Source organism: Staphylococcus agnetis (assembly GCF_011466855.1).
GTDB classification, from domain to species: Bacteria; Bacillota; Bacilli; order Staphylococcales; family Staphylococcaceae; genus Staphylococcus; species Staphylococcus agnetis.
Genome location: NZ_CP045927.1, coordinates 1,447,705 through 1,473,978, shown reverse-complemented (window position 1 = coordinate 1,473,978; position 26,274 = coordinate 1,447,705). Strand labels below are relative to the sequence as shown.

Sequence of the window (26,274 nt, the reverse complement as noted above, 5' to 3'; positions counted from 1 at the left end):
ATGAGGCTATATAATTACTGACGTGTAAGATACCAAATTACATTAGCAATGATTAATATTGTTAATGTTTACTGTAATTTAAAGCATATCAAATTTTGAAGTTTGAAAAAAATCTAAGAAGGCGGAGAAAATACTATGAACAACACACAAAGATACGGCATCAGAAAGTATAAAATCGGAGCAGCCTCTATTGCTTTAGGCACGGTAGTAGTAATAGGAATGGGCGATAGCAATGAAGCATCTGCTTCTGAACAACAAGTGAGTCACATTACTACGTCAACACACTCTGTTAAATCACATGTTGAAGAGCGAACAACACATACTGAAATTCACTCACTCCAGCAAAATGTTTCAAATGAAAATCTTCAAAAAGAAGCAATTCATACCTCAAAAGATAATGAAAAACAAGATGTATCACAGCAACAAACTTTCAAAACTGAACAACAAAAAGTATCTCAACATACTAAACCTGAAAATATTGTAGCAAAACCCGTTACACCTAAAGTTGTTGACGCACCACAAAAATTAGAAATGACAAAGAGTCAAGAACAACTTGCACAACATGAAAAAGGGCTAGATGTAACCGATAAAGTGACGGTAATTAAGAGTGAAATCAAAGGTCATGAAGGTAAAAAAATTATCACGCCACACCAAGCAGAGCGCATTACATTAAATTATAAATGGAAATTTGATAATCGTATTAAATCAGGTGATCATTTCCATTTTAATATTAGTAATAATGTAGATACACAAGGCATTGCATTTAAGAAAAAAATACCTGAAATAAAGGACAATAACCATGTTGTCGCTCGTGGAGAAGTATTAGAAAATAACAAAATTCGTTATACATTTACAGATTATGTGAATTACAAGAAAGATATTAATGCTGAATTGTCATTAAATTTATATTTCAATCCAGTAACTGTTCCTAATAAAGGAAGACAAACTGTTGTAGCAACATTAGGAAATAAAGAAACAAAAGCAACATTTAAAGTGAACTATCTTGATGGTGTACACGACAAAACTGGTTCTGGAGTAAAAGTAAATGGACGTATACACAAATTAGATAAAGAGAATCGTACATTTACTCATATTGCATATATTAATCCTGATCAAAAGCATTTAAATTCTGTAGATGTAGTCGGCTATTTCCGTAAAGGTGGCACAGTGGTGAGTCGTCCTAAAAACGTTCAAATATATGAATATGTTGGAAAACGACCATTAGCACAAAGTGTCTATGCAGACTTTAATACAGACGATTATAAGGAAGTAACCAAAAACGTAAATCTAATAGTTTATGATAATGGTCAATATAAAGCGAGATTAGGTGATTTAAATGGCAAAGCGTATGTCATTCGTTTTGATGGCCAATATCTTGAAAATGCCAATGATTTGAGCTTTGCTACTGAATTGACAGGTCATCATTATGTTAATGGTTATTATCGTCCAACTAAACTCACATGGTTAAACGGTGTGACATTCTATTCTAATAACGCACATGGTAGTGGCCAAGATCGTCCATTTAATGGTCAAAGTGAGCATATTGATTTCACATATGATACTTATAAACCGGAACATCATACGCAGCAGGGAGTATTAAAAGAAAGTTATGATTCAAAACCAATTGTGTCGATAACTGAGTCTGGATCAGAATCCGGTCATGCAAAAGGTCAAATTGTAGAAACTGAAGATACAATGACAACGGATTATATTACAGAACAACATCTCATCGAGTATCAAGAAGAATTACATATTAAACGTGGTTCTCATAAAAACATATGGTTTGAAGAGGATACGAATGAAGACAAGCCTTCAATTCAAACAGGTGCGCATCATCCGATCAAAATACAAGACAATACGCTACCAAAAGTGAGTGGTGAAACTAAAGGGGTTATAACTGAAGAAGACTCGAAACCATCTCCTTTACCAAAACACTCTAATGAAAACAATTTAGAAGTACCTCAACCACCTGTAGCGCCAAAAGGTAACGAACAAATGGAAAAAGATCAGCACCAATCTGCACCTAAAATTAAAGATAATTCTAAAATAAAGCAACATCGTAAAATAAGTAAAGAAGAAATTAATCATCAAAAGAAAGTTACACCTCAAATTAAAAGTGAAACACCTAAAAATAAGAAAGAAATCAATACAACACCGTCATTAAATGATAACCATCGTCAAGGTTCAACTGAAATGACTAAAAACATCAAAATGACACACAAAGATTATAAATAATCACATCGACCATCCTTACCTGAAACTGGACAATCGTCTAACCATCATTCTTATATTATTGGAACGGTGTTGAGCTTCTTTGGATTCTCATTCATTGTTAGAAGAAAATGTGAAAAACGTCATTAAACACTATTTATATGTAAGTTAAATGAATAAACTTATATCATTATCAATGGACTAGGTGAAATTAATTGACCTAGTCTATTAATTTGTGAGAAAATTCAGACTATAATTTTATTGTAAGATAAATAATTTGTAAGGTATATCCATACTAAATAGAAAGTTTGTTTGTTCTTGTGGATCATTAGGTCATTTGATTTAAGGGGGTATTTGTTTATGCATTCGCACATATTAATATTATGTTTTAAAAGTATTTAGAAGGGGTGAGAATATGAAAAAGGTGGTTATTATATTTTATATTATTTACCTTTTCAGTATACTATTCATAACATTAAATCCGTATTATATTCAAAATCATAAAGGTGCAGATATTGTAATTGTTATACATATGCTATCATTCGTTTTACTTTTTATCTCTATGACAATCGGTATATTTGATAAAGTGAGACGAGAGGAATGGCTATTAAGTGTTAAATTATCTTTAGTCATGATGTTTATTGTAACGCCGTTGTTAATGATTTTATATTTTATAGTTATTCCAGCAATTATGATAGGATTATCATAGATGCAATTATTATTAATGTTATAATTAAAATAAAAACATAAAATAAAAGCAATGTTTTTTAACGTGAGGTGTAGGAAGGTGAAACAACAAAACCAAGATGACTTTGATAAAACCATGGTTGAGTTAGGATGGTTAGATTTAATATTTTTAATCCCGTCTATGTTTATTTTCAGTGTTTTACCATCTGATACGATATGGGATATTATTTTATCTCTCATAATAATAATTTTCTTCTCCATTGGCGTCGCTGTTACATTTCAGTGGTTGTATCAACGTTTTAAAAATAGGAAAAAATAAACTTTCTAAAAGTTTAAAACACCTTTACTCCATAGCATACTCCCGCCTTAAAATGTTCTGTTAAACAAATCATTACAACATCAATAAAAAAACCGCTTAAAGCAGGGGTTGCTTTAGCGGTAAGTTTGTAAAATGCATTTTAAGATTGTCGGTTGCGACGCATTTTAACTTGAAAATGGTAAAATTCAAATATAATAATAATGATACATATTAATATGATTTTAAAGGATTCATTATGCCAACCCTTTAGCCATAAATCTATAAAAAAGATCATCACTGCAATTCCTGCAGCGCTAATATTAAAAATCCAATGTGTGCTTTGGTAAACCCCTATAACGATAAAGCAAGCTAAAATTAATGTGAGTAAAATAATAAAAAACATAATACACCTCAAAATGTATATCTATTCATTTTAAATTCATAAATTGATGTGCAATTGCATTGCATAATTTACAAATATTTTGGTTGCTTCTATTTTATTGAATAATAATATTAATAATAAGTCAATGCATTCATCTTAAACTTAAAGTTCTATAGTGCATCTTTAAGGCGATACTACAAGGTATTACAACATTTAATGAAATTTGCGTTCAACTGGATGTTTTTGATTTTTGCGACAATTGTGGCTATTTATAAATTATAATGTTTCTACAAAAACGCTCTTTTCATTTTTCGGATTTTGTATTAATATGTAATTTGTGTTTCAAGAATTGTGTAGAATTGCAATTACTTGTGTGCGGATAAATTTTAGACTAGAAAGGTAGTAATAGTAATGGATAGACAAAGTTTTACTGATTTAATTCAAATGAAATTTAAAATGGTGCGTATTGAAGCGGGGTATACGCAAGATACGATGGCCCAAACAATTGGTTTATCAAAAAAGACTTTAGTACAAATTGAAAAAGAACGCGTATTACCAAATTGGACAACATGCGTATCAATTTGTTCACTTTTTAGAGATTCAGAAGTACTTAATAGTACTTTTGGTTGTGATCCACTAGAAATGGTTCAAACGATTTCTCGCGGACAATCAGCATACCCAAATTATTCTACAATTAGTGATATTTATTGGGATACAATCGATACTAAAGGCGGTTATATCTTACAAAGTAATAAAGTCAGTGAACTGTACCGAATTTTAGACACTGAGAAACAACCTGTTTTCGGTACACCAAAGTTAAGAGAAGCAGAAACTTATTTTCAACGTAATGTGAAAGAAGATCTTATTCGCGCATAAATTATATACATTTAAAAGTTGACTCTTACCCCTGAGGAGTCAACTTTTTGTTTACTTATGGGTTAAATTGGCAATGGCTAAGAACAATATGAGTATCCTGTACATAAATAGATTTAAGTAATGAAAAAATAGCGACAAGGGAGCAAGCAGTTATGAAATTCTTTCTTATTGTTGTTTTTATGACAATTATAGGCGCCATTATCGGTGGTGTGACCAATATGATTGCGATAAAAATGTTATTTCATCCATTTAAACCGTATTATATTTTCGGCAAACGCATTCCTTTCACACCAGGATTAGTTCCGAAACGACGTGAAGAAATTGCGACTAAAATAGGTGACGTTGTAGAAACACATCTCTTAACAGAAGCATTAATACGCGAGAAATTATCAAGTCAAACAATGAAAGACACGATTCAAGAAGCGGTGCAACAACAAGTGAACGCATTGCAAGATGATGATATAACGGTTCAACGTATTTTCAAACGTTTTGATATTGATGTAGTCAATAAAGGTGAAAGTTGGCTTAAAAAGGTGCTTATCGCACGTTTAACGCATCAATATTCAGAAATTGCATCCAAACGGTTTAAAGATATTTTACCTTTATCGTTAATGGAGATGTTAGATCATAAAGTGGCTCAACTCGATTCACAATTATTGATTAAAGCGCGAAAGTATATCGCTTCAGATAAGGGGTATCGAGATATTTATGAAATGTTAGATGCTTTTTTTCATGAAAAAAGTCGTATACTCTCAGTTCTATTAATGTTTATGACTAAAGATGATTTGGCTGAACGTATTCAATCTGAATTATTGCGCCTGTCAAACCACCCTAAAGCACAGCATATTATAAAAACACAAATTGTATCAGAATATGAAAACTTTAAATCATTAAAAGTTAAAGATGTCATCACATTAGCACAGTTTGAAAGTCATCGTAACGGATTTGTAAATGGATTAATACGCAAGTTAAATTTATCAAAACACTCGCAGCAACCTTTAAAAGAATTAGCACCTGAGCTTATGCAATATTTAATGCATGAAGGTTCAGCTAAAGTTACAGAACTTATCATTTTTTCTCTTGCACAACGTTTAACTCGTATACTAAAAAAAGTGAATATTTCAGGAATGGTAGAAGAACAAATTAATCGATTTGATTTAGATTATATTGAACAGCTTATTTTTGACATCGCGAATAAAGAATTAAAATTAATTATGTTACTAGGATTTATATTAGGTGGAATGATTGGATTTTTCCAAGGATTGGTTGCAATTTTTGTATAACCTTTAAAAATATGGTATTGTAAGCAAGGAGTGAGATTGGTTGGTAAATCCAATCTTCTAACAAACAACTTAAGGAGAGATTCCAATGGCTGTAAATTTATATGATTACGCAAACAAATTAGAGCAAGCATTACGTGAAAGCGATGAATACAAAGCAATTAAAGATGCATATGCTAAAGTAAACGCAGATGAAAATTCAAAAAAATTATTTGATGAATTCCGCGAAACTCAATTAAGTTTCCAACAAAAACAAATGCAAGGTGAAGAAATTTCAGAGGAAGATTTACAAAAAGCGCAAGAACAAGCGCAACAAATCGAACAGGATCAAAACATCTCTGAATTAATGAATGCTGAGCAAAAAATGAGCCAAGTATTCCAAGAAATTAACCAAATCATCGTAAAACCTTTAGATGAAATTTACGCTGACTAATAAAAAATGAAAAAAACAGGAAGAATGCATCTAGTATTCTTCCTGTTTTTTTAATATTTATGAGCGTTACACAAATTCTTTGAGATATGCCAAATAACACATTTTTTCAAATCAATAGAGCGATGTTTCTTAACAGAAACTCATCACATAAATCTACAAAAATATGATAAAATAAATGAATACATAACATGTAAAAAGGCTTGTTAAAGATTCTTATAAAGGAGTATGCAGTCATGGTTAAATTTTTGCATTGTGCAGATTTACATTTAGATAGTCCATTTGCCTCCAAACAATTTTTAAGTCCTAATATTCTTAAAGATGTTGAAAATAGTGCATATGAAAGTTTTAAAACAATTGTAGATTTAGCTTTACGTGAAGAAGTTGATTTTATTGTTATTAGTGGCGATTTATTTGATTCTGAAAACAGAACCTTAAAAGCAGAAGTGTTTTTAAAAGAACAATTTGAAAGATTAAACAAGGAACAAATATTTGTTTATATGATTCATGGTAATCATGACCCACTCTCTGACGCACTTATATCAGATTGGCCTCAAAACGTCACTGTATTTTCTAACAAAGTAGAAACGTATCAAACGATAACAAAAAATGGTGAGAAAGTTCACTTACATGGTTTTAGTTATCAACATAATGAGAGTTATGAAAATAAAATTGATGATTATCCTACAAGTGAAAGTCATCATACGATTAATATTGGTTTACTTCATGGAACGTACAGTAAATCGGGTGTTTCTGACCGCTATACTGAATTTCGTTTAGAGGATTTAAATGCAAAAATGTATCATTATTGGGCATTAGGCCATATCCACAAGCGAGATCAATTAAATGATCTACCTCAAATTCATTATCCTGGCAATATACAAGGTCGTCATTTTAATGAACAAGGTGAAAAAGGGTGTCTTATTGTAGAAGGTGACCATGTTGAATTACGAACACGCTTTGTGCCAACACAATTTATTCGTTTTGAATCTGCGGTGATTGAAACGGATCAAATTAATCAACATCATCTATACGAAAAAATACAAGCATTTAAAGCGCGTGTGAGACCTGAAGGCCGTGCGTTTTACCGTTTACGCTTAGATGTAAGTGGTGATGAGAGAATTGATCCCCAAACACTCGTACAGCTTAATGAAATGATTACTGAATATGAAGAAAATGAGCAACATTTTGTTTTAATTGATGAATTAACTGTGAACTACACAGAACTAGAAAAAACTTCAATTATGAAAGAGTTTTCTCAAGATATCGTAGCGCAAGACAGTGTTTTTGAGCGTGCTTTAAGTGATTTATATATGAATCCCAAAACGTCACGATACTTAAATAATTTTACAGACTTAGATCGGAAAGCACTTATCACACGAGCTGAAGAAATTATCGATGCAGAGCTAAAAGGGGGCAATTAAACCATGAAAATAAAATCTGTAGAAATTTATGGCTATGGTCAGTTTGTCCAACGTAAAGTTGAATTTAATGAGAATTTTACTGAAATATACGGGGAAAATGAAGCAGGTAAATCTACATTGCAAGCGTTTATCCATTCGATATTATTTGGTTTTCCTACAAAGCGTGAAAATGAACCGCGTTTAGAGCCACGTATGGGGAATCATTATGGTGGCCGTGTTACTTTGAAAATGGATGATGGATCTTTAGTTGATGTGGAACGTGTCAAAGGTCGAGCGCAAGGTGATGTAAAAGTCTTTTTACCTAACGGCGCAATAAAAGATGAAACTTGGCTTCAGCAAAATTTAAATTTTATTAATAAACGTACATATCAAGATATTTTTTCATTCAGTGTCATGGGGTTACAAGATATTCATCAAAATATGAATGAACAACAACTTCAAAATTACTTAATGCAAGCCGGTGCTCTAGGATCAACGGAATTTATAGGTATGCGTGATTTGATTCATCAAAAGAAACAAGCTTTATATAAAAAGTCAGGCCAAAATCCTCAAATTAATAGACAAGTTGAGGAATTAAAACAACTTGAAGCGCAAATACGCGATGAATCCGCTAAACTTGAAACATATCAACGATTGACTGATGAGCGGGATAAAGCAGCACGAAGATTAGAACATGTAAAAACAAATTTAAATCAACTCACAGGCTTTTTTGAAGCAAAACAAAAAGAAATCGCATTACATGATCAAGTACAAGAATGGAAAGGTTTAGAAGCGGATTTAAACGTTGAACCGTTAGAATTTCCAGAACAAGGTATCGATAGATATGAAAATGCAAAATTTCAAACCGAACAATTAAAACGTGATATCGGGTTAAGAAATGAAAAGTATCAGCAACTATCATATGAAAATGAACAATTATATATACCATCTGACGAATTATCCCAATCATTAGAAAATATTGCTAAAAAAGAAGAATCGATTAAACAAACCACTATGGATTTGCGCCAAACTGAACGAGAAATTGAACACACAGAACGACAAATCGATGGTTTAATGTCAAATATTGGTTGGCAAGCGATTGATAGTGATATTGATACTTCAGATATTCGCAAGAGCGATTTGAGCGATGCGTTAAAAGAAAAACGCGATTTAAATTATGCTGTCCAACAATTACAACAAAACTATGAAAGTATGGAAGTGGATCAACAATCTTCACAAACAGAATTAGAAGAGTTGAAATCACAACTTGTATCTGAAGAAAACTTTGCTAAAAAGAAAGAATACGATAAGCGTGCGTTGGAGTTACGTGAAAAGAAAAATCTTTTCTCTAAAATGAAGGAAGCTTTTGAAACAGAACAGCTGCAAAAAGAAAAGCAACAAAAATCTTTGCGTATTGCAATGATTATTTTGGCTGTTATTTCAGTAGGACTTGCAGTCTTTTCATTCGTTTCACAAACGATGTTATTTGCTATTGTTTTTGCTGTATTAGCCGTCATTTTTGTCATCGGTTGCTTTGCTATTAAGACTAAAACTGAAGGTCATACTGAACGTTTTTCTGATGAAATTAATCAATTAGAAAAAGAAGTTGCACGTTTAGAACAAGAATATGATTTGAATTTTGATTTAGCAGATCAATATCAGTTAAGAGATCAAATTCATCAACGTGAGCAACAATTTATTGTCTTGAATACAAAACAAAAACACATCGCGCAACAATTAGAAGCTTCTGAAGCTGATTTACAACAAGTCTCTCAGAAACTAACGCAAGCGAAAGCAGAGATGCATGTTTCTGAAAAATTATCAGATGATTTATTAATAGATGCGATGATGACAATTCATCAAATCAAAGAACATCATGCGCATTTACAAACATTAGTTTTAAAGCAACAACAATTAACCCAATCATTAAATGCATTTTATGATGAGGCACAAAAGCAAGTGACAGATGCGCTTCCAGAGACAGATAATGAAGCATTATTTCATGATGTGAGAGCGTGGGTGTCACGTACGAATAGTAATCGTGTGCAACATGAACGCAATCAAGAACAAATGACATTACTTGAGAAAGAACTTAAACATTTGACTCACAGATTGAATGAGAATAAATCTATTATTCAAAAGTTATTTAACTTTATCGGTGCGATTGATGAAGAGAGTTATTATCGTCATCACGATAACTACCAAACTTACCATCAACGATTATCACGCTTTAATGATTTAACAAAGTATTTAGAAAATCAAAATTACGGGTATGAAGAAAGCTCAAAATTAAGTGAGAAAACGTCTGCACAATTACAAGATGATTATGATAAATTATCAACTCAAATTGATGATTATAATCAACGTTATTTAACACTTCAAAGTGAGGTCAGTGACTTAAATGCGCAAATTACCCATATGGAAACGGACAATACATTACGTCATTTGCGTCATCGTTACCAATTATTGCGCAATCAACTGAACGCTACAGCTGAAGATTGGGCAGCATTAAGTTATTTAGAAGCACTTGTTGATGAGCATATTAAGCAAATTAAAGATAAACGATTGCCACAAGTTGTAGATGTGGCAACGCAAATATATCATGAGTTGACAGCAGGGCAATATATTCAAGTTACGTATCAAAATGAACAAGTAATGGTAAAACATCGAGATGGTCAAATGTATCAACCTATTGAACTGAGTCAGTCTACGAAAGAACTATTATATATTTCGTTACGTTTGAGTTTAATAAAAATATTAAAACCATACTACTCCTTACCGATTATTATCGATGACGCCTTTGTACATTTTGATGTGACACGTCGTCAAAGAATGATGAAATTTTTAAGAGCATTACCTGATGCGTACCAAGTCTTATACTTTACATGCGCTAAAGATAATCATATTCCTTCAAAACAACTGGTTACGCTTGAAAAAATAGAGAAACATTAGTGAGAAAGGCGTTTTATTATGAGAAATGTAGAAAAATTGCAACCAGGAGATGCCGTGGATCAATTTTTCCTCGTGCATAAAGCAACACAAGGTGTAACAGCTCAAGGCAAAGATTATATGACGTTACACTTGCAAGATAAAAGTGGTGAAATTGAAGCAAAAGTTTGGACCGTTACTAAAGAAGATATGGCCACTTTGAAACCCGAGTTAATTATTCATGTGAAAGGTGACGTCATCAATTATCGTGGTCGTAAGCAAATGAAAGTGAATCAGTTTCGTGTTGCGACTGAAGCGGATGGTTTCAAAACACAAGACTTTATAGATGGTGCGCCGATGCCAGTTGATGAGATTAAATCTGAATTGCAATCCTTCATATTTGAAATGGAAAATGCGCATCTACAACGTATTACGCGTCATTTATTACAAAAGCATGAAGAGGCATTTTTTACGTATCCGGCAGCAAGTTCCCATCACCACAACTTTGTAAGTGGGTTAAGTTATCATGTCTTAACAATGTTAAAAATTGCCAAAGGTTTATGCGCGATTTATCCTGAATTAAATAAAAGTCTACTTTATAGTGGTATTATTTTGCACGATATGGGGAAGGTGAGAGAACTTTCAGGGCCTATCGCTACAAGTTATACGCTTGAAGGTAACTTACTTGGACATATTTCAATTGCGAGTGAAGAAGTGGCGGAAGCTGCAAAAGAGCTTGGCATTGATGGAGAAGAAGTGCTATTGCTACGGCACCTAATTCTCGCGCATCATGGTAAATTAGAGTATGGTTCACCTAAGTTACCACATGTAAAAGAAGCTGAAATTTTACATTTTATTGATAATATAGATGCGAGAATGAACATGTTTGAAAAAGCGTTTAAAAAAATAGAGAAAGGTCAATTTACAGAACGCATTTTTGGCTTAGAAAATCGCCAATTTTATAAACCTGAAAAATTAGACTGAATTGGATAGGGCAACAATCTAAAGTAACTACTTTAGATTGTTGCTTTTTTAATAAGCGCACAATTACTTTTCTGCATAATGAAAAATCATGTTAATCATAAAAAGAGCTGCTAATAACGCAATTTGCGTTGTTAGCAGCTTTTAGTAAGCGTGTAAAATATTACATTCCCATATTTTGTTGACCTTGTGACCCTTGAGAAGCTTGTTCTTTTAAAGCTTTAGGATTTAAGATGTTATCTTCAATCGCTTTTTTAATATCACTGTCTTTATAGTCAACTTTGTATTCATCTAATAATTTTTTATATGCGTCAGTTAGAATTTCAGGTTTCTCCTGAAGTTTATTTTGAATGAATTTTTCCTTTAATTTTGATTTTTCTTTGTCAAAATCATTTGGTTTGTCAGCTCGGATAATGTGATAGCCATAATCTGTTTTAACCACATCTGAAATTTCACCATCTTTTAATTTAAATAGTGCTTTCTCAAAAGGTTTTACCATTTGACCTTTAACGACATAACCTAAACTACCATTTTTATCTTTACTTGAATCCATAGATTCGTCTTTGGCAATCTTGTCAAAATCTTTAGGGTTTTTATCAAGTTGCTTCTTAATGTCATCAATTTTCTTTTTAGCCTCATCATCTGATAGGCCTTCTTTATCATTTTTATCTTGCTTCACTTTTATTAGAATATGAGACGCTTTTTTCGTATTATCTTTAATTTCTTTATCAGAGATATCGACTTTCTCATTTAACAACGCTTTTTGGTATTCCATCATTTTACGTTGTTCTTTGTATTTTTCCATTGTCATACCTTGTTGCTTAAGAAGGCTTTCAAATTGATCTTTCCCACCATACTTTTTGATTTCACTATCAATTTGTTTTTCAATGTCATCATTGTTTACTTTTTCACCATATTTATCTTTTAAAATTTTGCTTAAAAGAACTTTGAATGAGTTACTCGCAATTTGATCTTTACCAATTTCTTTCATAACATCTTCAACTTTAACATCGCCAGCTTTTGAAGAAATAAGCGTTTGATCTTTAGATGTTGGTGTGTCATTCCCACATGCCCCTAAAATAACAGCGCTGGCTGTGAGAGGAATAATCATTTTTTGTAAACCTTTCTTCATTGTGTTAGCTCCTTTATTTTTAAATTATCACAAATAATATTACCATATTGTAAGTAGCATACCAATGAAGAAGGGTAGAACTAAGACTAATTTACGAGAAAAAACGTAGTATTTAAATCTTTTTTAAGCTAAAGATTCAATTACTACGTTTTGTAATAAATTATATTTAATGTTATTTAATTTGACATTGAAAAGGTAAGTGTCTAAAAAGTTCATTTTTTTTCGAGAATCATCAGACCATTAATATGTTCCTCGATATAATCGCCTTGTCTAGAAAAAATGATAATTTTCAAATAGAGTAAATCCATGACAGCATACCCCGCGTTTAAAGCAAGTAAAAACATCGCATAATGACCGTATTCAGGAAAATGTCGCGCAATTATAATCATGATCAATGTAATCACGATTAACGGCATTAATAAACAAATGCAAAAATAGATTTTTCGTATCGGCCTATCAACATATATGTTGTAAAAAGGGAACCAACTATTACGTAATAACTTATGTATTCTAAAATACTTTACATAGGGGATTACCGTAATCAAATGAATTGCTTTATGAATCGGATATAAAAGTATTAATAAGACCAAAAATGTAAAAAAATGTTCGTCAGTTAATCTTACATTATATTTGAAATGAAAAATTTCAAAACTAATAAAAAACGTAATAACCATTGTGACAAAACTAATAAAAGCAATACGTGGTAGCCCAAATCGCGAATGTATATCTATTGAGCGCGAGCAATTCAACATTATGCATACTCCTTTAAACATATAATAGATAACTTGTATTATCTACGTTCGTTTACTCAACGTCAAGCAAATGTTTTCTTAAATGATTATGACAAGCATTGACATCATCAATAAAGTCTTTACCATGCATCTTAGCAACTAAATAATGAGCATCACTAAAATTAGGCTTATGAAACATTTCTGAACTGAATTGTTCAGAAGCTTGATATACAGTGTTATTTTCAATATTATACTGTTCAAATATTTCTTCGATGAGCTTCGTACCATTATCTGTTAAATGTATATAAGTATTACGCTTATCGTTCGTGTCTTTTTCAAGCGTTAAAAGTCCTTGTTGTTCAAGTCGCTTAGCAAAGTTGTAAGCTGTTGAAACATGCATCACACCATATCGTGAGATATCTGAAATTGTAACACGACCAAATGCATAAATTGTCATTAAAATCAGATGTTCGTTCATTGTAATACCTGATTTACGTAGCCAATTTTGCCAATCGCGTTCCGCATTTTTCCATATCACTTTAGATAGCATGGCTGCTTTGTGAGTGAAAAGGATACTTTCAATTTGTTTTTGTTTATCAGTCATACGCACCGCTCCTTTCTCAAACTATAAAAAAACATGATACTCACCGTATCATGTTTTAATACTATTATATCGAATTATTGTTTGATAAACACTACAAATTTACTTTTTAGATGGAAAATTTGTAATTTCTTCGCCACGATTTTGTAAATTTTCTATGTGGGATTGTAATCTTTTTATATTTGGATCGATATCCGATTGGAATTCACCAATCATCGTTTTAACTTCATCCCCGATAGATCCAGCCACTGATTGGCTTTCTGACTTAATGTCGTTAACGTAACTTATAATATCGTTGATACTACGTTTAATATTATCAACTTCTTTTTCTAAATCTGATTTAGGTTTTTCTACTGTAGTACTTTCAATACGTGTAGATTTGTCGCGTTTCATTAGCGCTACACCAAGCCCTGTAGCTACGCCTGCAGCAAGACCTAAAGTAATTTGTAAGGCTCTCATACTTTTCCTCCTCTGAAGCATTTTAATATTTCATACCCATTATAACGAATATTCATGCATAAGTATGTGGATGTACAAACTATTGTTGGATTTTATCAGCAATTTGCTGAGCTATTTTGGTTTTAGCTTCATCATTAAATGCATCTTCGTGAGTTTCCCATTGGTAATCAAAACCATCCATGTCATTTTTATAACGTGGAATCAAGTGAAAGTGAATATGGAAAACAGATTGTGAAGCATATTCACCATTATTTTGAACGATATTTAAACCGTCTGGGTTAAACGCATCTTTAATAGCATTTGCAACGATAGGTAACGCTTCACCAATATGTTTCATCGTTTCAGCATCTGTTTCATAGATATTTGATGAAGGTTTCTTTGGTATAAGTAATGTGTGTCCTTTTGATAATTGTGATATATCCAAGAAAGCATAAACATGGTCATTTTCATAAACTTTAAAACTTGGAATTTCTCCATCGATGATTTTTGAGAAGATTGTTTCAGCCATTCCTTTTCGCTCCTATCATTTTTTTAATCATTATAGCATTAGTTCATCATTCTGTAACGTTTCAAGAGCGTTTATAAATAGCAATATTGCGTTATTTTATGTACAATAAATTTCACGGAGGTGCAGGATAATGACTGTACAAGTTACAAATTTAACAGGTGGTTATGGAAGAACACCGATAATTAAAAATATCAACTTTTCACTCAAACCTGGAGAAATTGTTGGCTTAATAGGTCTCAATGGGGCTGGTAAAAGTACAACAATCAAACATCTTTTGGGATTACTTACACCTATGGAAGGGGAAATGTCGATTTCAAACATAAATATTAAGGATGATATAGAAGCATATCGACGCCGTTTATCCTATATACCAGAGTCACCTATCATTTACGATACCCTCACGTTAAAAGAGCATATCGAAATGACAGCGATGGCATATGATATTGATGTGCAAACTGCAATGACACGTGCCATGCCATTATTAAAATCATTTCGTTTAGAAGATCAACTGGATATTTTTCCAAGTCATTTCTCTAAAGGAATGAAACAAAAAGTGATGATCATATGCGCATTTATCGTTGATCCAGATTTATACATTATTGATGAACCATTTTTAGGACTTGATCCAATCGGTATTCAGTCAATGTTAGATTTGATGGAATCGAAAAAACACGAAGGACGTACAGTCCTTATGAGCACACATATTTTAGCAACAGCGGAAAGATACTGTGATCGATTTATCATTTTAGATCAAGGAGAAATTGTAGCGATGGGGGATTTGGATGCGTTGCGTCAACAAGCGCAAATGCCTAATAGTACACTTGATGACATATATATTAAAGTGACACATCAAGGAGCTTCTCTATGAATAATGTGAAAGCTTTATATCAAGTTAGGCGACTAAAAGATTTTGAAGAAAAACGCCACTATAACAAGTTCATTTTTAATGGTCACTTTTCAGTATTTCTTGTCATTTTATTAGGTGCTTTTATTTTAGGATATGGTGAATGGTTACGTGCTATCCCAAAAGGCATCAATTATTTGCTTATCATGTCAGTACTTTTATGTTTGACTTCGCTTTTTCCATTAAAAACGCGACTACAAGAAGCTGATCAACTTTTCTTACTGCCATTTGAAAATAGCATGAAACAATACGTTAAACGCTGTATTACGGCCAGTTATATCTCTCGGATACCCTTACAAGTAATCGTACTTATCGTTTTTTATCCTTTATTTCATACGTTATATCCGAATGACACTGTACATTTTTATATCCTTGTCCTCTTGGCGCTTATTTTACCCTATTTAGGTCTAATATTGAGATGGCAATGGTATTTGTACGGATTAGAAAATTGGTCTATTAATGTGTTATTAATGATATTGAATTTATCTGGATATTATGTTTGGCTAGATGGTAAGTCTTATATGGGGTTTGCAAGTGTTGTTTTTATGCTTGGTCTTATATATATGTTAAGAAATATGAATGCCAAAAAGCACTTTCCATGGCATTTTATGGTAAATCAAGCACATCAACATCAAGCGAACTATTATAAATTTGTGAATATGTTTACCGATGTTAAAGGCTTCACAGCACCTTCTGCTAGAAGAAAATACTTGGACATTTTCTTACGTCAACCAAGAGAAATGAATAGTAATACGATGTACTACTATTTATTTAAACGTCATTTTCTTCGGGGGAAAGATGCATTTCATTTAACACTTCGTTTAAGTGTCATCATCTTAGCTTTAATGATTTGGTTACATCAACCAATTATTAGTCTTATTATCGGAAGTTTGGGCATGTATATCATTATTCTACAAATGTCGCAATTTTATACACAAGAAGCTTATGGCTTATGGCCTCAAGTATGGCCTGTTTCTGACTTGAAAGTCATCCAAGGCTATCAAAAGTTTTTATATCGTACAGTCATAGTTGTAGGGATATTGCTGAGCTTAACGTATATTATTTTTAATATACAATATGCGTACTTTGTAATGTTCTTTTTTGTAGTAGGCATTTTAACAGTGAGAGCGACGGTTAAAAAATTAAAATATCAAGAAACATTATTACGTGATTAAAAAAGAGGAAACGCGGTGTCTTAGCACCATGTTTCCTCTTAATTATTTTATGCATTATCTTCTTGTTTAGAAATGTCTTCTTCAGAAATAGGGTAGAAGTAACGTTCTAAATAAGAACTATGTGCACCGGTTACACCAGATAATGAACGTACCGCATCTTTAGAAAAGTTTTCTCTAAATACAGATGACTTTTTGAAATCTTCGTATGCAGTTCTTGATTCAAAACCAAACATAACTTTATATACATTTTCTTTTAATGGCTTTAATAATCTAAAACTTTTGTATCCTTCAAAATCCGATAATATCGGATAATAGGCATCTAATTTCTTTTCTAATTGATATTTATGGTCTTCCGAAGTAGGGATAGAGATAACAGCTTGGAAATCATTTTCAGAAATGTCCCCAACACGAGATAATGAACGAAAAGCATTAGGTTGTTGGAAAACACTTTCTTTTTCAGTTTCATCAATTAATACGGAACGATCATCTGATGAAAAAATGAGTAAGTTTCTATCTTTATTATTGAGTTGAATCTGGTGTATATAACCATACGTACCATAAGTGATATATAGTTTCATGGTGTTTCCCTCCTTAATATTGAACTTATTATACTTTTTTTTACGGTAAAAGACCACAATTTATAATACCCATTTGAATACTTTATAAAAGTGCAATTTTAGATTTTAAACTTTTATGACATTTGAGTACCTTGTAAGCGTTATATACGTTAAATATGCTATAGTTGATAGGAATGAAGTTTTTAAGGAGGTTCTCATGGTTACACCGTTTAATGATACGATTTTAAAAGCGATAAAAGGGGAACAAATCAAACATACTCCTGTCTGGTTTATGCGACAAGCAGGGCGTTCACAACCTGAGTATCGTAAATTAAAAGAAAAATATTCGTTATTTGAAATTACACACCGACCTGAACTGTGTGCTTATGTCACTGCTTTACCAGTAGAGCAATATGACACAGATGCAGCAGTTTTATATAAAGATATTATGACGCCTTTAAAGGCAATTGGCGTTGATGTAGATATTAAATCTGGCATAGGACCTGTTATTTCAAATCCTATACGTCAAATGTCTGACGTTGAACAGCTAGGGCAAATTGACCCTAAACGTGATGTGCCTTTCGTACTCGAGACGATTCAATTGTTAACGTCTGAAAAATTGAATGTACCACTCATCGGCTTCACTGGGGCACCATTTACATTAGCGAGTTACATGATTGAAGGTGGACCATCCAAAAACTATAACAAGACGAAAGCGTTAATGTATAGCGACGAAGCGACTTGGTTTAAATTAATGGATACACTGAGTGAGATGTCAATCACTTATGTAGGGGCACAAGTTGAAGCAGGCGCTCAATTAATTCAAGTTTTTGATTCATGGGTAGGTGCTTTGAATCAATCAGATTATGATTATTATATCAAGCCATGTATGGAAAAACTGGTTCGAGGTATTAAGTCTTTTAATGTGCCTGTGATTTTATTTGGTGTTGGTGCGAGTCATTTAATTTCATCTTGGCATCAACTTTCAATAGATGTTTTGGGTCTTGATTGGAGAACATCCATTAAACAAGCTGAATCATTAGGTGTGACTAAAACGGTGCAAGGTAATCTCGATCCTAGTATATTGCTCGCACCTTGGCCAGTCATTGAAGAAAGATTAAAACCAATATTAGATCAAGGAATAGCACATGGTTCTCATATTTTTAATTTGGGACATGGCGTTTTCCCAGAAGTAAAACCAGAAATTTTACAACGGGTATCAAAATTTGTACATGATTATACAGGGGAAATATTAAAATAGACTTGAAAAAGGACGGATTTGGATGAAAAAAGAAGTCGGTTTATTAGTAATGGCGTATGGGACTCCGTATCAGAAAAGTGATATAGAACCATATTATACGGATATCCGACGTGGACGTAAGCCTAGCGAGGAAGAATTAAATGATTTAATATCCCGCTATGAGGCAATTGGGGGGTTATCACCACTTGCGAAGATTACTGAGCGTCAAGCACATGCAATTTGTGAAGCATTAAATGATATGCAGTCTGAAGTTGCGTATAAATTATATATAGGGTTAAAACATATACATCCTTTTATTGAAGATGCTATTTCAAATATGCATCGTGATGGTATCACAGAAGCGCTTACAGTCGTATTAGCGCCACACTTTTCAAATTTCTCTATCGGTTCATATGATAAACGTGCTGATAAAAAAGCAGCTGAATTTGGCATTCAACTTCGCCACGTGCAACACTATTATCATCAACCTAAATTTATTGAATACTGGACGATGAGAGTTAACGAAATCTTAGCGAATATACCTCAAGAAGAGCATGATCAAACAATGCTTATTGTATCTGCACACAGTTTGCCTGAGAAGATGATTAAAGAAAGTAATGATCCATATCCAAAAGAACTTGAAAATACGGCTATCGCTTTAAAAGAACAATCTGCTATTCAAAATATTGCGATAGGGTGGCAATCTGAAGGTAATACGGGGACGCCTTGGTTAGGACCAGATGTTCAAGATTTAACACGAGACCTTTATCAAGAGCACCAATACAAACATTTTATTTATACACCTGTAGGTTTTGTAGCCGAACACCTTGAAGTACTTTACGATAATGATTATGAATGTAAAGTGGTGTGTGATGAGGTGGGAGCTATGTATCACAGACCGCCTATGCCAGATACGCATCCACTCTTTATAGGTGCCATCGTAGACGAAATCTCTAATTTGAGTTAAAGGTGTGAGGTCAATGACAAAAGTTGCAATTATAGGGGCTGGTATCACCGGTCTATCAAGTGCTTTCTTTATAAAAAAACACTTTCCAAATGTGGACATTACAATATATGAAGCTTCAGATGTTCCAGGTGGTAAAATTAAAACAGTATCTCGTGACGGTTATACCATTGAATTGGGCCCCGAATCTTATTTAGGGCGTAAATCGATTATGACGGAAGTAGCTAAAGAAGTGGGGATACCTGAAGAAGATATCATCACAAATCAAACGGGTCAGTCATACATATTTGCCCGTAATCAATTATATCCGATTCCAGGTGGCTCAATTTTAGGTATCCCTACCGATATCAAACCTTTTGTGACGACAAAATTAATTTCGTTTAAAGGTAAACTACGCGCATTAAAAGATTTAACACGTAAACCCATCTCGATGAATGAAGATATATCTGTAGGGGCATTTTTTAGATATCGACTAGGAGATGAGATTTTAGAAAATCTTATCGAACCGTTATTGAGTGGTATATATGGTACAGATATTGATCAATTAAGTTTGATGAGCACATTTCCTAATTTTAAAACCTTAGAGGACACACACGGAAGTATAATGAAAGGAATGCAAAAGGTACGTTTGCATCGAGAAAAGCAAGATCAACATAATACTGAAGGACCTCAAGGCCAGTTTAAACAGTTCCGCCATGGATTGTATGATTTAATCATCCAACTTGAACGATGGCTTAAACAACATCATGTAGCATTTGAGTATAATACGCCAATAGAAAACCTTGTACGTCAACAAAAAGGATACAATGTTGTAACAGCGCATGAGACCTCCACATTTTTTGATGGGGTAATTGTTACGACACCGCATCACGTTTTTCATAAATGGTTTGAAGCTGATCCAGCTTTTGATTATTTTAAACACTTAGAAGCCTCATCAGTCGCAACTATTGTATTTGCTTTTGATGAAAAAAATATTAAAAATACACATAATGGCACAGGTTTTGTGATTGCTAGAACAAGCAATACCTCCATTACAGCTTGTACATGGACGACAAAAAAATGGCCACACACGACACCTGATGGCAAGGTACTTATTCGTGCCTATATTGGTAAGCCGGGTGATGATATAGTTAAAACACATAGTAATGAAGAACTTGTTGCTATTGCCAAAAAAGATCTGTCTCAAATGATGACATTTTATGATGAACCTGACTTTACAATTGTCAATAAAATGATTGATGCGAGTCCTCAATATCATGTTGGCCACATTCATAATATTAAACGTATTCAAGAACACATTTATAAAGAATATCCACATCTTCAAATTACTGGCGCGCCATTTGAAGCGGTGGGATTACCAGACTGTATCCAACAAGCACAAGATGCAGTTCAGAGGTTGATTCCTAGAATTCAAACATAAAAATAATGATATCAGCAGGACTTGGCCTTAATGCTAATGTTTTGCTGATTTTTGATTTGTAAAATAAAAGGGGATGATTTAATTGACTCAAGTGTATATTGCACACGGTTATCATGCAGATCCTTATCAACATTGGTTTCCATGGTTAAAAAATGTTTTAGAAATTGAGGGACATGATGTAAAGGTGATTAAATTTCCAAATCCAGATACACCTCGCGTTGAAGAATGGATCCCTGCTATGAATGAACAAGTGCAACATTTAAACCACGATACCTTATTTGTTGCACATAGTTCAGGTGTCATCACAACGTTGAAATTTTTAAATGACGCAGACATCTCTTCAATAGGTGGTGTTGCACTCGTTTCTGGTTTTAAAGATCGTCTACCGCATATGCCAGAATTAGATGCGTTTGTCGACCAACATATAGATTATGATGCTTTAAAAATAAAATTGAATCATCGTTTTTGTATTGCAGCTAAAAATGATACTATTGTGCCTTTTTCTTATACAGCAAAACTCAGTGACGTATTAGGTGCAAAGTTGTACGTGCAAGAAGAAGGAGGACATTTTTGTCGGGAAGATGGTTTTGAGTCGTTTAATTTCCTTAAACAAAAAATTATTCAAAAATTAGATTGAGTATGCTATTTATTAGATGATAAATAAAGAAAATGTTAATACTTTGAAACTAATTGTAAGCTTTTTACCTTATGAGTTCTAAATTACACATTTTCTTTGTGGAAAAGCGTTGACCTTTTAATAATCTGACTATATACTAAGAAAGTCCTTAAGGGATTTAGCGCTGTGGCTCCTTGGTCAAGCGGTTAAGACACCGCCCTTTCACGGCGGTAACACGGGTTCGAGTCCCGTAGGAGTCACCATTTAATTTTATTTACAATTTTAAAATTAATTTAAAAAAGTGTTGACATTCCTTACAATAATTGCTATGATGTAAAGGTAGCTAATTTTAAATAACATTATCGCGGGATGGAGCAGTTCGGTAGCTCGTCGGGCTCATAACCCGAAGGTCGGTGGTTCAAATCCGCCTCCCGCAATTACTTTAGGTCCCGTAGTGGAGCGGTTTAACACGCCTGCCTGTCACGCAGGAGATCGCGGGTTCGATTCCCGTCGGGACCGCCATTTTAATATGGTTCAGTAGCTCAGTCGGTAGAGCAAAGGACTGAAAATCCTTGTGTCGGCGGTTCGATTCCGTCCTGAACCACTTTCAATCACGGCGGCTGTGGCGAAGTGGTTAACGCATCGGATTGTGGTTCCGACATTCGTGGGTTCGATTCCCATCAGCCGCCCATATCGCTAAATGCGGGTGTAGTTTAATGGCAAAACCTCAGCCTTCCAAGCTGATGTTGTGGGTTCGATTCCCATCACCCGCTCCATTTTTATTGTTCCACAGTAGCTCAGTGGTAGAGCTATCGGCTGTTAACCGATCGGTCGTAGGTTCGAGTCCTACCTGTGGAGCCATGGCCCCTTGGTCAAGCGGTTAAGACACCGCCCTTTCACGGCGGTAACACGGGTTCGAGTCCCGTAGGGGTCATATAATCAGAAGTGAAACATCGCTTCTGATTTTTTTGTTTATATCTTTGGAGAGTTGTCCGAGTTGGCCGAAGGAGCACGCCTGGAAAGTGTGTAGGCGCCACAAGCGTCTCGAGGGTTCGAATCCCTCACTCTCCGTACTAAAACCTTGATATGACAAGATTTGAGAGTAGCAAGTGTCAAATATGTGTCAAGAGAATAATTCTCTGACACGTTGACCTTGCTCTTTTTTATGTTCATCGAGTAAATGTGAATAAGTGTCAAGTGTGATTGATATGTTGTAATGTCCTAACCGTTTACTGATATATTCGATTGGTATGCCTTTTGAAAGTAAGTAAGATGTATGTGTATGTCGCAGGGCATAGGGTGTGATTGAGTTGTCATCTAAACCAATATGTTCTTTAGCATGGTTAAATGCTTTAGCTACTGCGTTATGACTGATTTTGAATAGTTTACCATCAAAAGAGCGTGGCAACTTCGACAGTTTACTTTTGATATGTTTAACATCCTTTGTAGTAACTTCCACAAATCTATCAGCATTAGCAGTTTTAGTACCTCTTAAATGTATAATACCTTCTTTTTCATTCAAGTCTAATTCAATCATATTTATAACATCGCTGAATCTAGCACCTGTTATAGCTAAAATATATAGGAATACATAACTCATTTCATCACGTGTTTTAAAATATTCAATCATGTCTAAATATTGTTTAATAGTCATAAATTTAGTAGATTCCTTTTTTGCTTCTTTCGTCCCTTTAACATCCACATTGTAGGTAGGGTCTTTCTTTAAATAACCATCGTATACGGCATCTTTAATACAGCGAGACAAACAACCATGTACTTTGCGTACTGTTTCATCCGCACGATCATTACCGTATTCATTTAAAAACTTTTGGTATTCAGAACGCGTAATATTCTTGACTAACATGTCATCGCCGAAATAATCGTTAAACAAATTGATTGCTCTTTCATACCAGTAAAACTGACGTTTGGATAAGTTGCGCTTATTTTTTATTTCTATCCAATCCCAGTAATATTTAGAGAATAATTTGTTATCCTCTAAGTTGAAACCATTCTCTAATTCATTGATTAATTGTTGCGCAGCATTCGTTGCCTCTGCTTTAGTTTTAAATCCTGATTTTCGTTTTTTCCCCGACTTAAAAGAGGGGTGCTTTACATCATATTGCCATGATGTAGATGTTTTATTTTTGCGTTTTGTCACTGTAAATGACGCCATTTTACTCACTCCATTTCAAAAAAAGGAAAAAAATAATAAGGGTACGTGGGGGTACCCTTTAATTTTATTCTTCATTTACAAAATTACCGGTTTCTATGTTGTATAAATCCCCGCCGCTATTAGGGTCAAAATTCATATTATGTTCAACCATTTGCTTTTTTAATTCGATGACTTGTTGATTATTATGCTCAACTATTCTTGGATCTACTGGATCGTCTTCAGTTTGCGTTTTATTGCTAGAATCCTTTTGACCATTGTTAGACTCTTTAGTATTTGGATTTACTACATGATCAATGTGTTGTTGTTCATTGGAAGTTTGAATTCTCGCGTCATTTATTGATGAATTGCTAGCTACTTCATCATTACCATTTAAATCAATTTTATTTGAATTGTCTTCGCTACCTTTAGATTTAGCGCTTTTTTTACTATCAGATAAGTCAAAAGTGACTTTTTTAGAACTGAATAGACTTGATGAAATTTCGAGTTTTTTATCTTTTGCATTAGCTACCGCATCAGAAACATCGAAAACTACTTTACCTTCTGCTGTACTATCAGGGTTGACTTGCTCTAAAAAGAATGAATTTTTGATACTTCCAGTTTCTGCTTGGTTTGCAGCTAGTGAACCAGCACTATCAGCATCAAAAGTTTTATCATCAGATTTTAATTTAAACATATTGCTATCTATTGTTAATGACTCTTTCCCTTTGTTTTTAATTGATACATCAACTACAACATATGAATTTTTTGGGTATGATGGTGCAACTGATGGGCCAACTTGGTTAGCTGTTTCAACAGAGTTAACTTGAACTTCTAAATCTCCATTTTTGGCAGTTTCGCCCATTTTGTATGTTTTATTATTATCTTGACCTAAATTCTTAACACCACCAGTGAATAATGCTGTACAAGCGCTAAAAATAACAATCATAATAACAAAAGCTATAAGACAACCGCCACACCCCCACAACCAACGCTTTTTAGTTTTGGATTTACGCTGTTCATCTTGTTGACGCTGAAACGCTTGGAATTGTTCCCACTGCTTTTTCTGTTGTTCGTCATGAAAATTTTCTCCCATTTTAAAACTCTCCTTTATTCAATTTTTTTATATTCAAAAACTCTTAAAGGCTCAAATTCAATTAAATAATTACCAAAAAGAGTATTTAAACCATACTTCTTTTTATAATGCTCAATACAATCTAGTACGTGACCTTCTGAAATCTCAAAAAAATTAGCAAGCTCATACAGATTGTGTACACCTTGCTTAAACGCTTGGACTATACCCGATAGAGGCATAGATGTTTCGTATGAGTAGCGTCTTGCGTAATTTTCGAATTTTCTATTATTGAACTGTGATTGATCTAAGATGTTACCATATGAAAGTTTGTGGTGTGCTATTTCTTCATGTAAGATTTCGTGCTTTCTGCTTTCAGGTAAATCTTTATCAATTAATATAACGAAATCAGCACAAACACCATCATATCCCTTTGGTAGTTTTACATTATCTTTAATTTTAATATGTTGATTCTCTATTAGTAGTTGTTCGTACTTAGACAAATATATCTTCCCCTTTATTTATCTTCGTTTTTAAACCTTTCGACTAGAGACATGATGTAGTCGATATCTTCTTGTTTTAGTTCACCCTCTAGGTGAGCAGCTAAAGTTTGAGGTTTTTGTAAATCCAATTCTTCTCGACCACTTAATTCATCTAAACTTACACCAAAAAAATGAGCTAATGCTGATGCGTGGGTAACAGATGGTGATGTTTGATCTTTTTCCCATCTATCAATAGAGGCCTTTGAAAACTTAACATCGTATTTTTTATTCAACTGATTTGCCAATTCTACTAACGTTAAATTTCTTTTTCTACGCAAAGCTATAAGATTTTGACTGAATTTAGACATTTTATAATCTCCTTGTTTGTAATTTACAAACTTATTATATAAGTTTGTTCTCACTTTTGCAACTATTTTTACAAACTTTTTTCTCAAAAGTGAAATTTATTTGTTGACATCTCATAAATGGGAATGTAGAATCAATAGTGTAATCTCATAAATGAGAAATGAGAGGTGAGAAAATTGAATAATAGAAGATACAAAAAATTGAGATTGCTTCTGGAAGATAGAAATATTAAACATCAACAAGTAGCAAAAGATATCGGAATGGCACCAGCTCGTTTTAGTCAAAAAATAAACAGAAATAAAAGTGACTTTACTTTAGCTGAAGCTAGCAGAGTGTGTGATGTGCTTGATATTTCATTAGATGAATATTTTTATGTTCAAGATTTCTCGAAAATGAGAAAAGAAGCTATAAAAACTTAAGGA

Annotated in this window: 26 protein-coding genes, 9 tRNA genes and 1 pseudogene; 26 read left to right on the top strand and 10 right to left on the bottom strand. The window is 33.4% G+C overall.

The window, feature by feature from the left end; all coding sequences use genetic code 11:
• The first annotated feature begins 135 nt into the window (after positions 1-135).
• The 10 genes and pseudogenes from GJE18_RS07440 (at position 136) to yhaM (ending at position 11,479) form a co-directional block, all read left to right on the top strand.
• Complete coding sequence (locus GJE18_RS07440; protein ID WP_165886124.1) at positions 136-2,235, top strand: fibrinogen-binding adhesin SdrG C-terminal domain-containing protein; 2,100 nt, start codon at positions 136-138, stop codon at positions 2,233-2,235.
• A 21-nt stretch (positions 2,236-2,256) separates the two neighbouring features.
• A pseudogene (locus GJE18_RS12350) lies at positions 2,257-2,361 on the top strand (LPXTG cell wall anchor domain-containing protein); the annotation flags it as partial.
• Positions 2,362-2,626: 265 nt separating this feature from the next.
• Positions 2,627-2,920: a hypothetical protein gene (locus tag GJE18_RS07430; protein WP_060551380.1), complete on the top strand. Its 294-nt coding sequence runs from the start codon at positions 2,627-2,629 to the stop codon at positions 2,918-2,920.
• 78 nt (positions 2,921-2,998) lie between these two features.
• The gene (locus GJE18_RS07425; RefSeq protein ID WP_240928865.1) at positions 2,999-3,217 is read left to right on the top strand and encodes a DUF6007 family protein; all 219 of its coding nucleotides are present in this window, start codon (positions 2,999-3,001) and stop codon (positions 3,215-3,217) included.
• 772 nt (positions 3,218-3,989) lie between these two features.
• A complete protein-coding gene (xdrA, locus tag GJE18_RS07420; protein WP_037567599.1) occupies positions 3,990-4,454 on the top strand; it encodes an XRE family transcriptional regulator XdrA in 465 nt (154 codons plus the stop codon).
• Between the two features lie 152 nt (positions 4,455-4,606).
• On the top strand, positions 4,607-5,737 hold the full coding sequence (locus tag GJE18_RS07415) for a DUF445 domain-containing protein (protein ID WP_107368986.1): 1,131 nt from the start codon (positions 4,607-4,609) through the stop codon (positions 5,735-5,737).
• 85 nt (positions 5,738-5,822) lie between these two features.
• Positions 5,823-6,167, top strand: a complete 345-nt coding sequence (locus GJE18_RS07410) for a YlbF/YmcA family competence regulator (protein WP_037567596.1) — start codon at positions 5,823-5,825, stop codon at positions 6,165-6,167.
• Positions 6,168-6,400: 233 nt separating this feature from the next.
• Complete coding sequence (locus GJE18_RS07405; protein ID WP_060551377.1) at positions 6,401-7,588, top strand: metallophosphoesterase family protein; 1,188 nt, start codon at positions 6,401-6,403, stop codon at positions 7,586-7,588.
• 3 nt (positions 7,589-7,591) lie between these two features.
• Positions 7,592-10,519, top strand: coding sequence for an ATP-binding protein (locus GJE18_RS07400; protein ID WP_060551376.1), 2,928 nt, complete (start codon positions 7,592-7,594; stop codon positions 10,517-10,519).
• Positions 10,520-10,537: 18 nt separating this feature from the next.
• On the top strand, positions 10,538-11,479 hold the full coding sequence (gene yhaM, locus GJE18_RS07395; protein ID WP_060551375.1) for a 3'-5' exoribonuclease YhaM: 942 nt from the start codon (positions 10,538-10,540) through the stop codon (positions 11,477-11,479).
• Between the two features lie 160 nt (positions 11,480-11,639).
• Here yhaM and GJE18_RS07390 read toward each other — a convergent pair whose 3' ends face one another.
• From GJE18_RS07390 to GJE18_RS07370, 5 genes are all read right to left on the bottom strand, one after another.
• Positions 11,640-12,608, bottom strand: a complete 969-nt coding sequence (locus GJE18_RS07390; RefSeq protein ID WP_060551374.1) for a foldase protein PrsA — start codon at positions 12,606-12,608, stop codon at positions 11,640-11,642.
• Between the two features lie 212 nt (positions 12,609-12,820).
• A complete protein-coding gene (locus GJE18_RS07385) occupies positions 12,821-13,360 on the bottom strand; it encodes a DUF3267 domain-containing protein (protein WP_060551373.1) in 540 nt (179 codons plus the stop codon).
• A 52-nt stretch (positions 13,361-13,412) separates the two neighbouring features.
• On the bottom strand, positions 13,413-13,943 hold the full coding sequence (locus GJE18_RS07380; protein WP_060551372.1) for an HTH-type transcriptional regulator Hpr: 531 nt from the start codon (positions 13,941-13,943) through the stop codon (positions 13,413-13,415).
• 99 nt (positions 13,944-14,042) lie between these two features.
• On the bottom strand, positions 14,043-14,399 hold the full coding sequence (locus GJE18_RS07375) for a YtxH domain-containing protein (RefSeq protein WP_037567582.1): 357 nt from the start codon (positions 14,397-14,399) through the stop codon (positions 14,043-14,045).
• A 79-nt stretch (positions 14,400-14,478) separates the two neighbouring features.
• The gene (locus GJE18_RS07370) at positions 14,479-14,907 is read right to left on the bottom strand and encodes an HIT family protein (protein WP_060551371.1); all 429 of its coding nucleotides are present in this window, start codon (positions 14,905-14,907) and stop codon (positions 14,479-14,481) included.
• Between the two features lie 130 nt (positions 14,908-15,037).
• Here GJE18_RS07370 and ecsA point away from each other — a divergent pair, with 130 nt between their 5' ends.
• Both ecsA and ecsB read left to right on the top strand, forming a co-directional pair.
• Complete coding sequence (gene ecsA / locus GJE18_RS07365) at positions 15,038-15,775, top strand: ABC transporter ATP-binding protein EcsA (RefSeq protein ID WP_060551370.1); 738 nt, start codon at positions 15,038-15,040, stop codon at positions 15,773-15,775.
• On the top strand, positions 15,772-16,986 hold the full coding sequence (gene ecsB / locus GJE18_RS07360) for an ABC transporter permease EcsB (RefSeq protein ID WP_060551369.1): 1,215 nt from the start codon (positions 15,772-15,774) through the stop codon (positions 16,984-16,986). Before ecsA ends, ecsB begins: the two co-directional genes overlap by 4 nt.
• A 47-nt stretch (positions 16,987-17,033) precedes the next feature.
• Here ecsB and GJE18_RS07355 read toward each other — a convergent pair whose 3' ends face one another.
• Positions 17,034-17,564: an antibiotic biosynthesis monooxygenase family protein gene (locus GJE18_RS07355; RefSeq protein WP_060551368.1), complete on the bottom strand. Its 531-nt coding sequence runs from the start codon at positions 17,562-17,564 to the stop codon at positions 17,034-17,036.
• Positions 17,565-17,760: 196 nt separating this feature from the next.
• On the opposite strand from GJE18_RS07355, the gene hemE reads away from it, so the two are divergent.
• From hemE to GJE18_RS07290, 13 genes are all read left to right on the top strand, one after another.
• Positions 17,761-18,804 (top strand): uroporphyrinogen decarboxylase, encoded by a 1,044-nt coding sequence (gene hemE, locus GJE18_RS07350; RefSeq protein ID WP_060551367.1) that lies wholly within the window; start codon positions 17,761-17,763, stop codon positions 18,802-18,804.
• Between the two features lie 22 nt (positions 18,805-18,826).
• On the top strand, positions 18,827-19,750 hold the full coding sequence (gene hemH, locus GJE18_RS07345; protein ID WP_107368998.1) for a ferrochelatase: 924 nt from the start codon (positions 18,827-18,829) through the stop codon (positions 19,748-19,750).
• 13 nt (positions 19,751-19,763) lie between these two features.
• Positions 19,764-21,167, top strand: a complete 1,404-nt coding sequence (hemY, locus tag GJE18_RS07340; protein WP_060551365.1) for a protoporphyrinogen oxidase — start codon at positions 19,764-19,766, stop codon at positions 21,165-21,167.
• Positions 21,168-21,258: 91 nt separating this feature from the next.
• Positions 21,259-21,804: an RBBP9/YdeN family alpha/beta hydrolase gene (locus tag GJE18_RS07335; protein ID WP_240928897.1), complete on the top strand. Its 546-nt coding sequence runs from the start codon at positions 21,259-21,261 to the stop codon at positions 21,802-21,804.
• A 167-nt stretch (positions 21,805-21,971) separates the two neighbouring features.
• A tRNA-Glu gene (locus GJE18_RS07330) sits at positions 21,972-22,046 on the top strand.
• A gap of 100 nt (positions 22,047-22,146) precedes the next feature.
• Positions 22,147-22,220, top strand: a tRNA-Met gene (locus GJE18_RS07325).
• Positions 22,221-22,228: 8 nt separating this feature from the next.
• A tRNA-Asp gene (locus GJE18_RS07320) sits at positions 22,229-22,305 on the top strand.
• Between the two features lie 9 nt (positions 22,306-22,314).
• Positions 22,315-22,387, top strand: a tRNA-Phe gene (locus tag GJE18_RS07315).
• A gap of 12 nt (positions 22,388-22,399) precedes the next feature.
• Positions 22,400-22,472: transfer RNA gene (locus tag GJE18_RS07310), tRNA-His, on the top strand.
• A 13-nt stretch (positions 22,473-22,485) separates the two neighbouring features.
• Positions 22,486-22,559 (top strand) — tRNA-Gly (locus GJE18_RS07305).
• Between the two features lie 10 nt (positions 22,560-22,569).
• Positions 22,570-22,644: transfer RNA gene (locus GJE18_RS07300), tRNA-Asn, on the top strand.
• Between the two features lies 1 nt (position 22,645).
• Positions 22,646-22,717, top strand: a tRNA-Glu gene (locus GJE18_RS07295).
• A gap of 48 nt (positions 22,718-22,765) precedes the next feature.
• A tRNA-Ser gene (locus GJE18_RS07290) sits at positions 22,766-22,854 on the top strand.
• Between the two features lie 52 nt (positions 22,855-22,906).
• Here the strand turns inward: GJE18_RS07290 and GJE18_RS07285 are convergent.
• From GJE18_RS07285 to GJE18_RS07270, 4 genes are all read right to left on the bottom strand, one after another.
• Positions 22,907-23,956, bottom strand: a complete 1,050-nt coding sequence (locus GJE18_RS07285; RefSeq protein WP_165804962.1) for a site-specific integrase — start codon at positions 23,954-23,956, stop codon at positions 22,907-22,909.
• A 64-nt stretch (positions 23,957-24,020) separates the two neighbouring features.
• Complete coding sequence (locus GJE18_RS07280) at positions 24,021-25,028, bottom strand: DUF4352 domain-containing protein (protein WP_143564875.1); 1,008 nt, start codon at positions 25,026-25,028, stop codon at positions 24,021-24,023.
• 14 nt (positions 25,029-25,042) lie between these two features.
• A complete protein-coding gene (locus GJE18_RS07275; protein WP_165804961.1) occupies positions 25,043-25,507 on the bottom strand; it encodes an ImmA/IrrE family metallo-endopeptidase in 465 nt (154 codons plus the stop codon).
• A gap of 14 nt (positions 25,508-25,521) precedes the next feature.
• Complete coding sequence (locus GJE18_RS07270) at positions 25,522-25,854, bottom strand: helix-turn-helix domain-containing protein (RefSeq protein WP_107360854.1); 333 nt, start codon at positions 25,852-25,854, stop codon at positions 25,522-25,524.
• Positions 25,855-26,028: 174 nt separating this feature from the next.
• Between GJE18_RS07270 and GJE18_RS07265 the strand changes: the two genes are divergently transcribed.
• Positions 26,029-26,271, top strand: coding sequence for a helix-turn-helix domain-containing protein (locus GJE18_RS07265; RefSeq protein WP_165804960.1), 243 nt, complete (start codon positions 26,029-26,031; stop codon positions 26,269-26,271).
• The last annotated feature ends 3 nt before the right edge of the window (positions 26,272-26,274 follow it).

Coding starts and splice junctions, on each gene's coding strand:
- GJE18_RS07415 (WP_107368986.1), top strand. CDS start 4,607: ATGAAATTCTTTCTTATTGTTGTTTTTATGACAATTATAGGCGCCATT.
- GJE18_RS07280 (WP_143564875.1), bottom strand. CDS start 25,028: ATGGGAGAAAATTTTCATGACGAACAACAGAAAAAGCAGTGGGAACAA.
- xdrA (WP_037567599.1), top strand. CDS start 3,990: ATGGATAGACAAAGTTTTACTGATTTAATTCAAATGAAATTTAAAATG.
- GJE18_RS07385 (WP_060551373.1), bottom strand. CDS start 13,360: ATGTTGAATTGCTCGCGCTCAATAGATATACATTCGCGATTTGGGCTA.
- hemE (WP_060551367.1), top strand. CDS start 17,761: ATGGTTACACCGTTTAATGATACGATTTTAAAAGCGATAAAAGGGGAA.
- yhaM (WP_060551375.1), top strand. CDS start 10,538: ATGAGAAATGTAGAAAAATTGCAACCAGGAGATGCCGTGGATCAATTT.
- GJE18_RS07355 (WP_060551368.1), bottom strand. CDS start 17,564: ATGAAACTATATATCACTTATGGTACGTATGGTTATATACACCAGATT.
- GJE18_RS07400 (WP_060551376.1), top strand. CDS start 7,592: ATGAAAATAAAATCTGTAGAAATTTATGGCTATGGTCAGTTTGTCCAA.
- GJE18_RS07410 (WP_037567596.1), top strand. CDS start 5,823: ATGGCTGTAAATTTATATGATTACGCAAACAAATTAGAGCAAGCATTA.
- ecsB (WP_060551369.1), top strand. CDS start 15,772: ATGAATAATGTGAAAGCTTTATATCAAGTTAGGCGACTAAAAGATTTT.
- hemY (WP_060551365.1), top strand. CDS start 19,764: ATGACAAAAGTTGCAATTATAGGGGCTGGTATCACCGGTCTATCAAGT.
- GJE18_RS07405 (WP_060551377.1), top strand. CDS start 6,401: ATGGTTAAATTTTTGCATTGTGCAGATTTACATTTAGATAGTCCATTT.
- ecsA (WP_060551370.1), top strand. CDS start 15,038: ATGACTGTACAAGTTACAAATTTAACAGGTGGTTATGGAAGAACACCG.
- GJE18_RS07380 (WP_060551372.1), bottom strand. CDS start 13,943: ATGACTGATAAACAAAAACAAATTGAAAGTATCCTTTTCACTCACAAA.
- GJE18_RS07440 (WP_165886124.1), top strand. CDS start 136: ATGAACAACACACAAAGATACGGCATCAGAAAGTATAAAATCGGAGCA.
- GJE18_RS07390 (WP_060551374.1), bottom strand. CDS start 12,608: ATGAAGAAAGGTTTACAAAAAATGATTATTCCTCTCACAGCCAGCGCT.
- hemH (WP_107368998.1), top strand. CDS start 18,827: ATGAAAAAAGAAGTCGGTTTATTAGTAATGGCGTATGGGACTCCGTAT.
- GJE18_RS07270 (WP_107360854.1), bottom strand. CDS start 25,854: ATGTCTAAATTCAGTCAAAATCTTATAGCTTTGCGTAGAAAAAGAAAT.
- GJE18_RS07285 (WP_165804962.1), bottom strand. CDS start 23,956: ATGGCGTCATTTACAGTGACAAAACGCAAAAATAAAACATCTACATCA.
- GJE18_RS07370 (WP_060551371.1), bottom strand. CDS start 14,907: ATGGCTGAAACAATCTTCTCAAAAATCATCGATGGAGAAATTCCAAGT.
- GJE18_RS07375 (WP_037567582.1), bottom strand. CDS start 14,399: ATGAGAGCCTTACAAATTACTTTAGGTCTTGCTGCAGGCGTAGCTACA.
- GJE18_RS07430 (WP_060551380.1), top strand. CDS start 2,627: ATGAAAAAGGTGGTTATTATATTTTATATTATTTACCTTTTCAGTATA.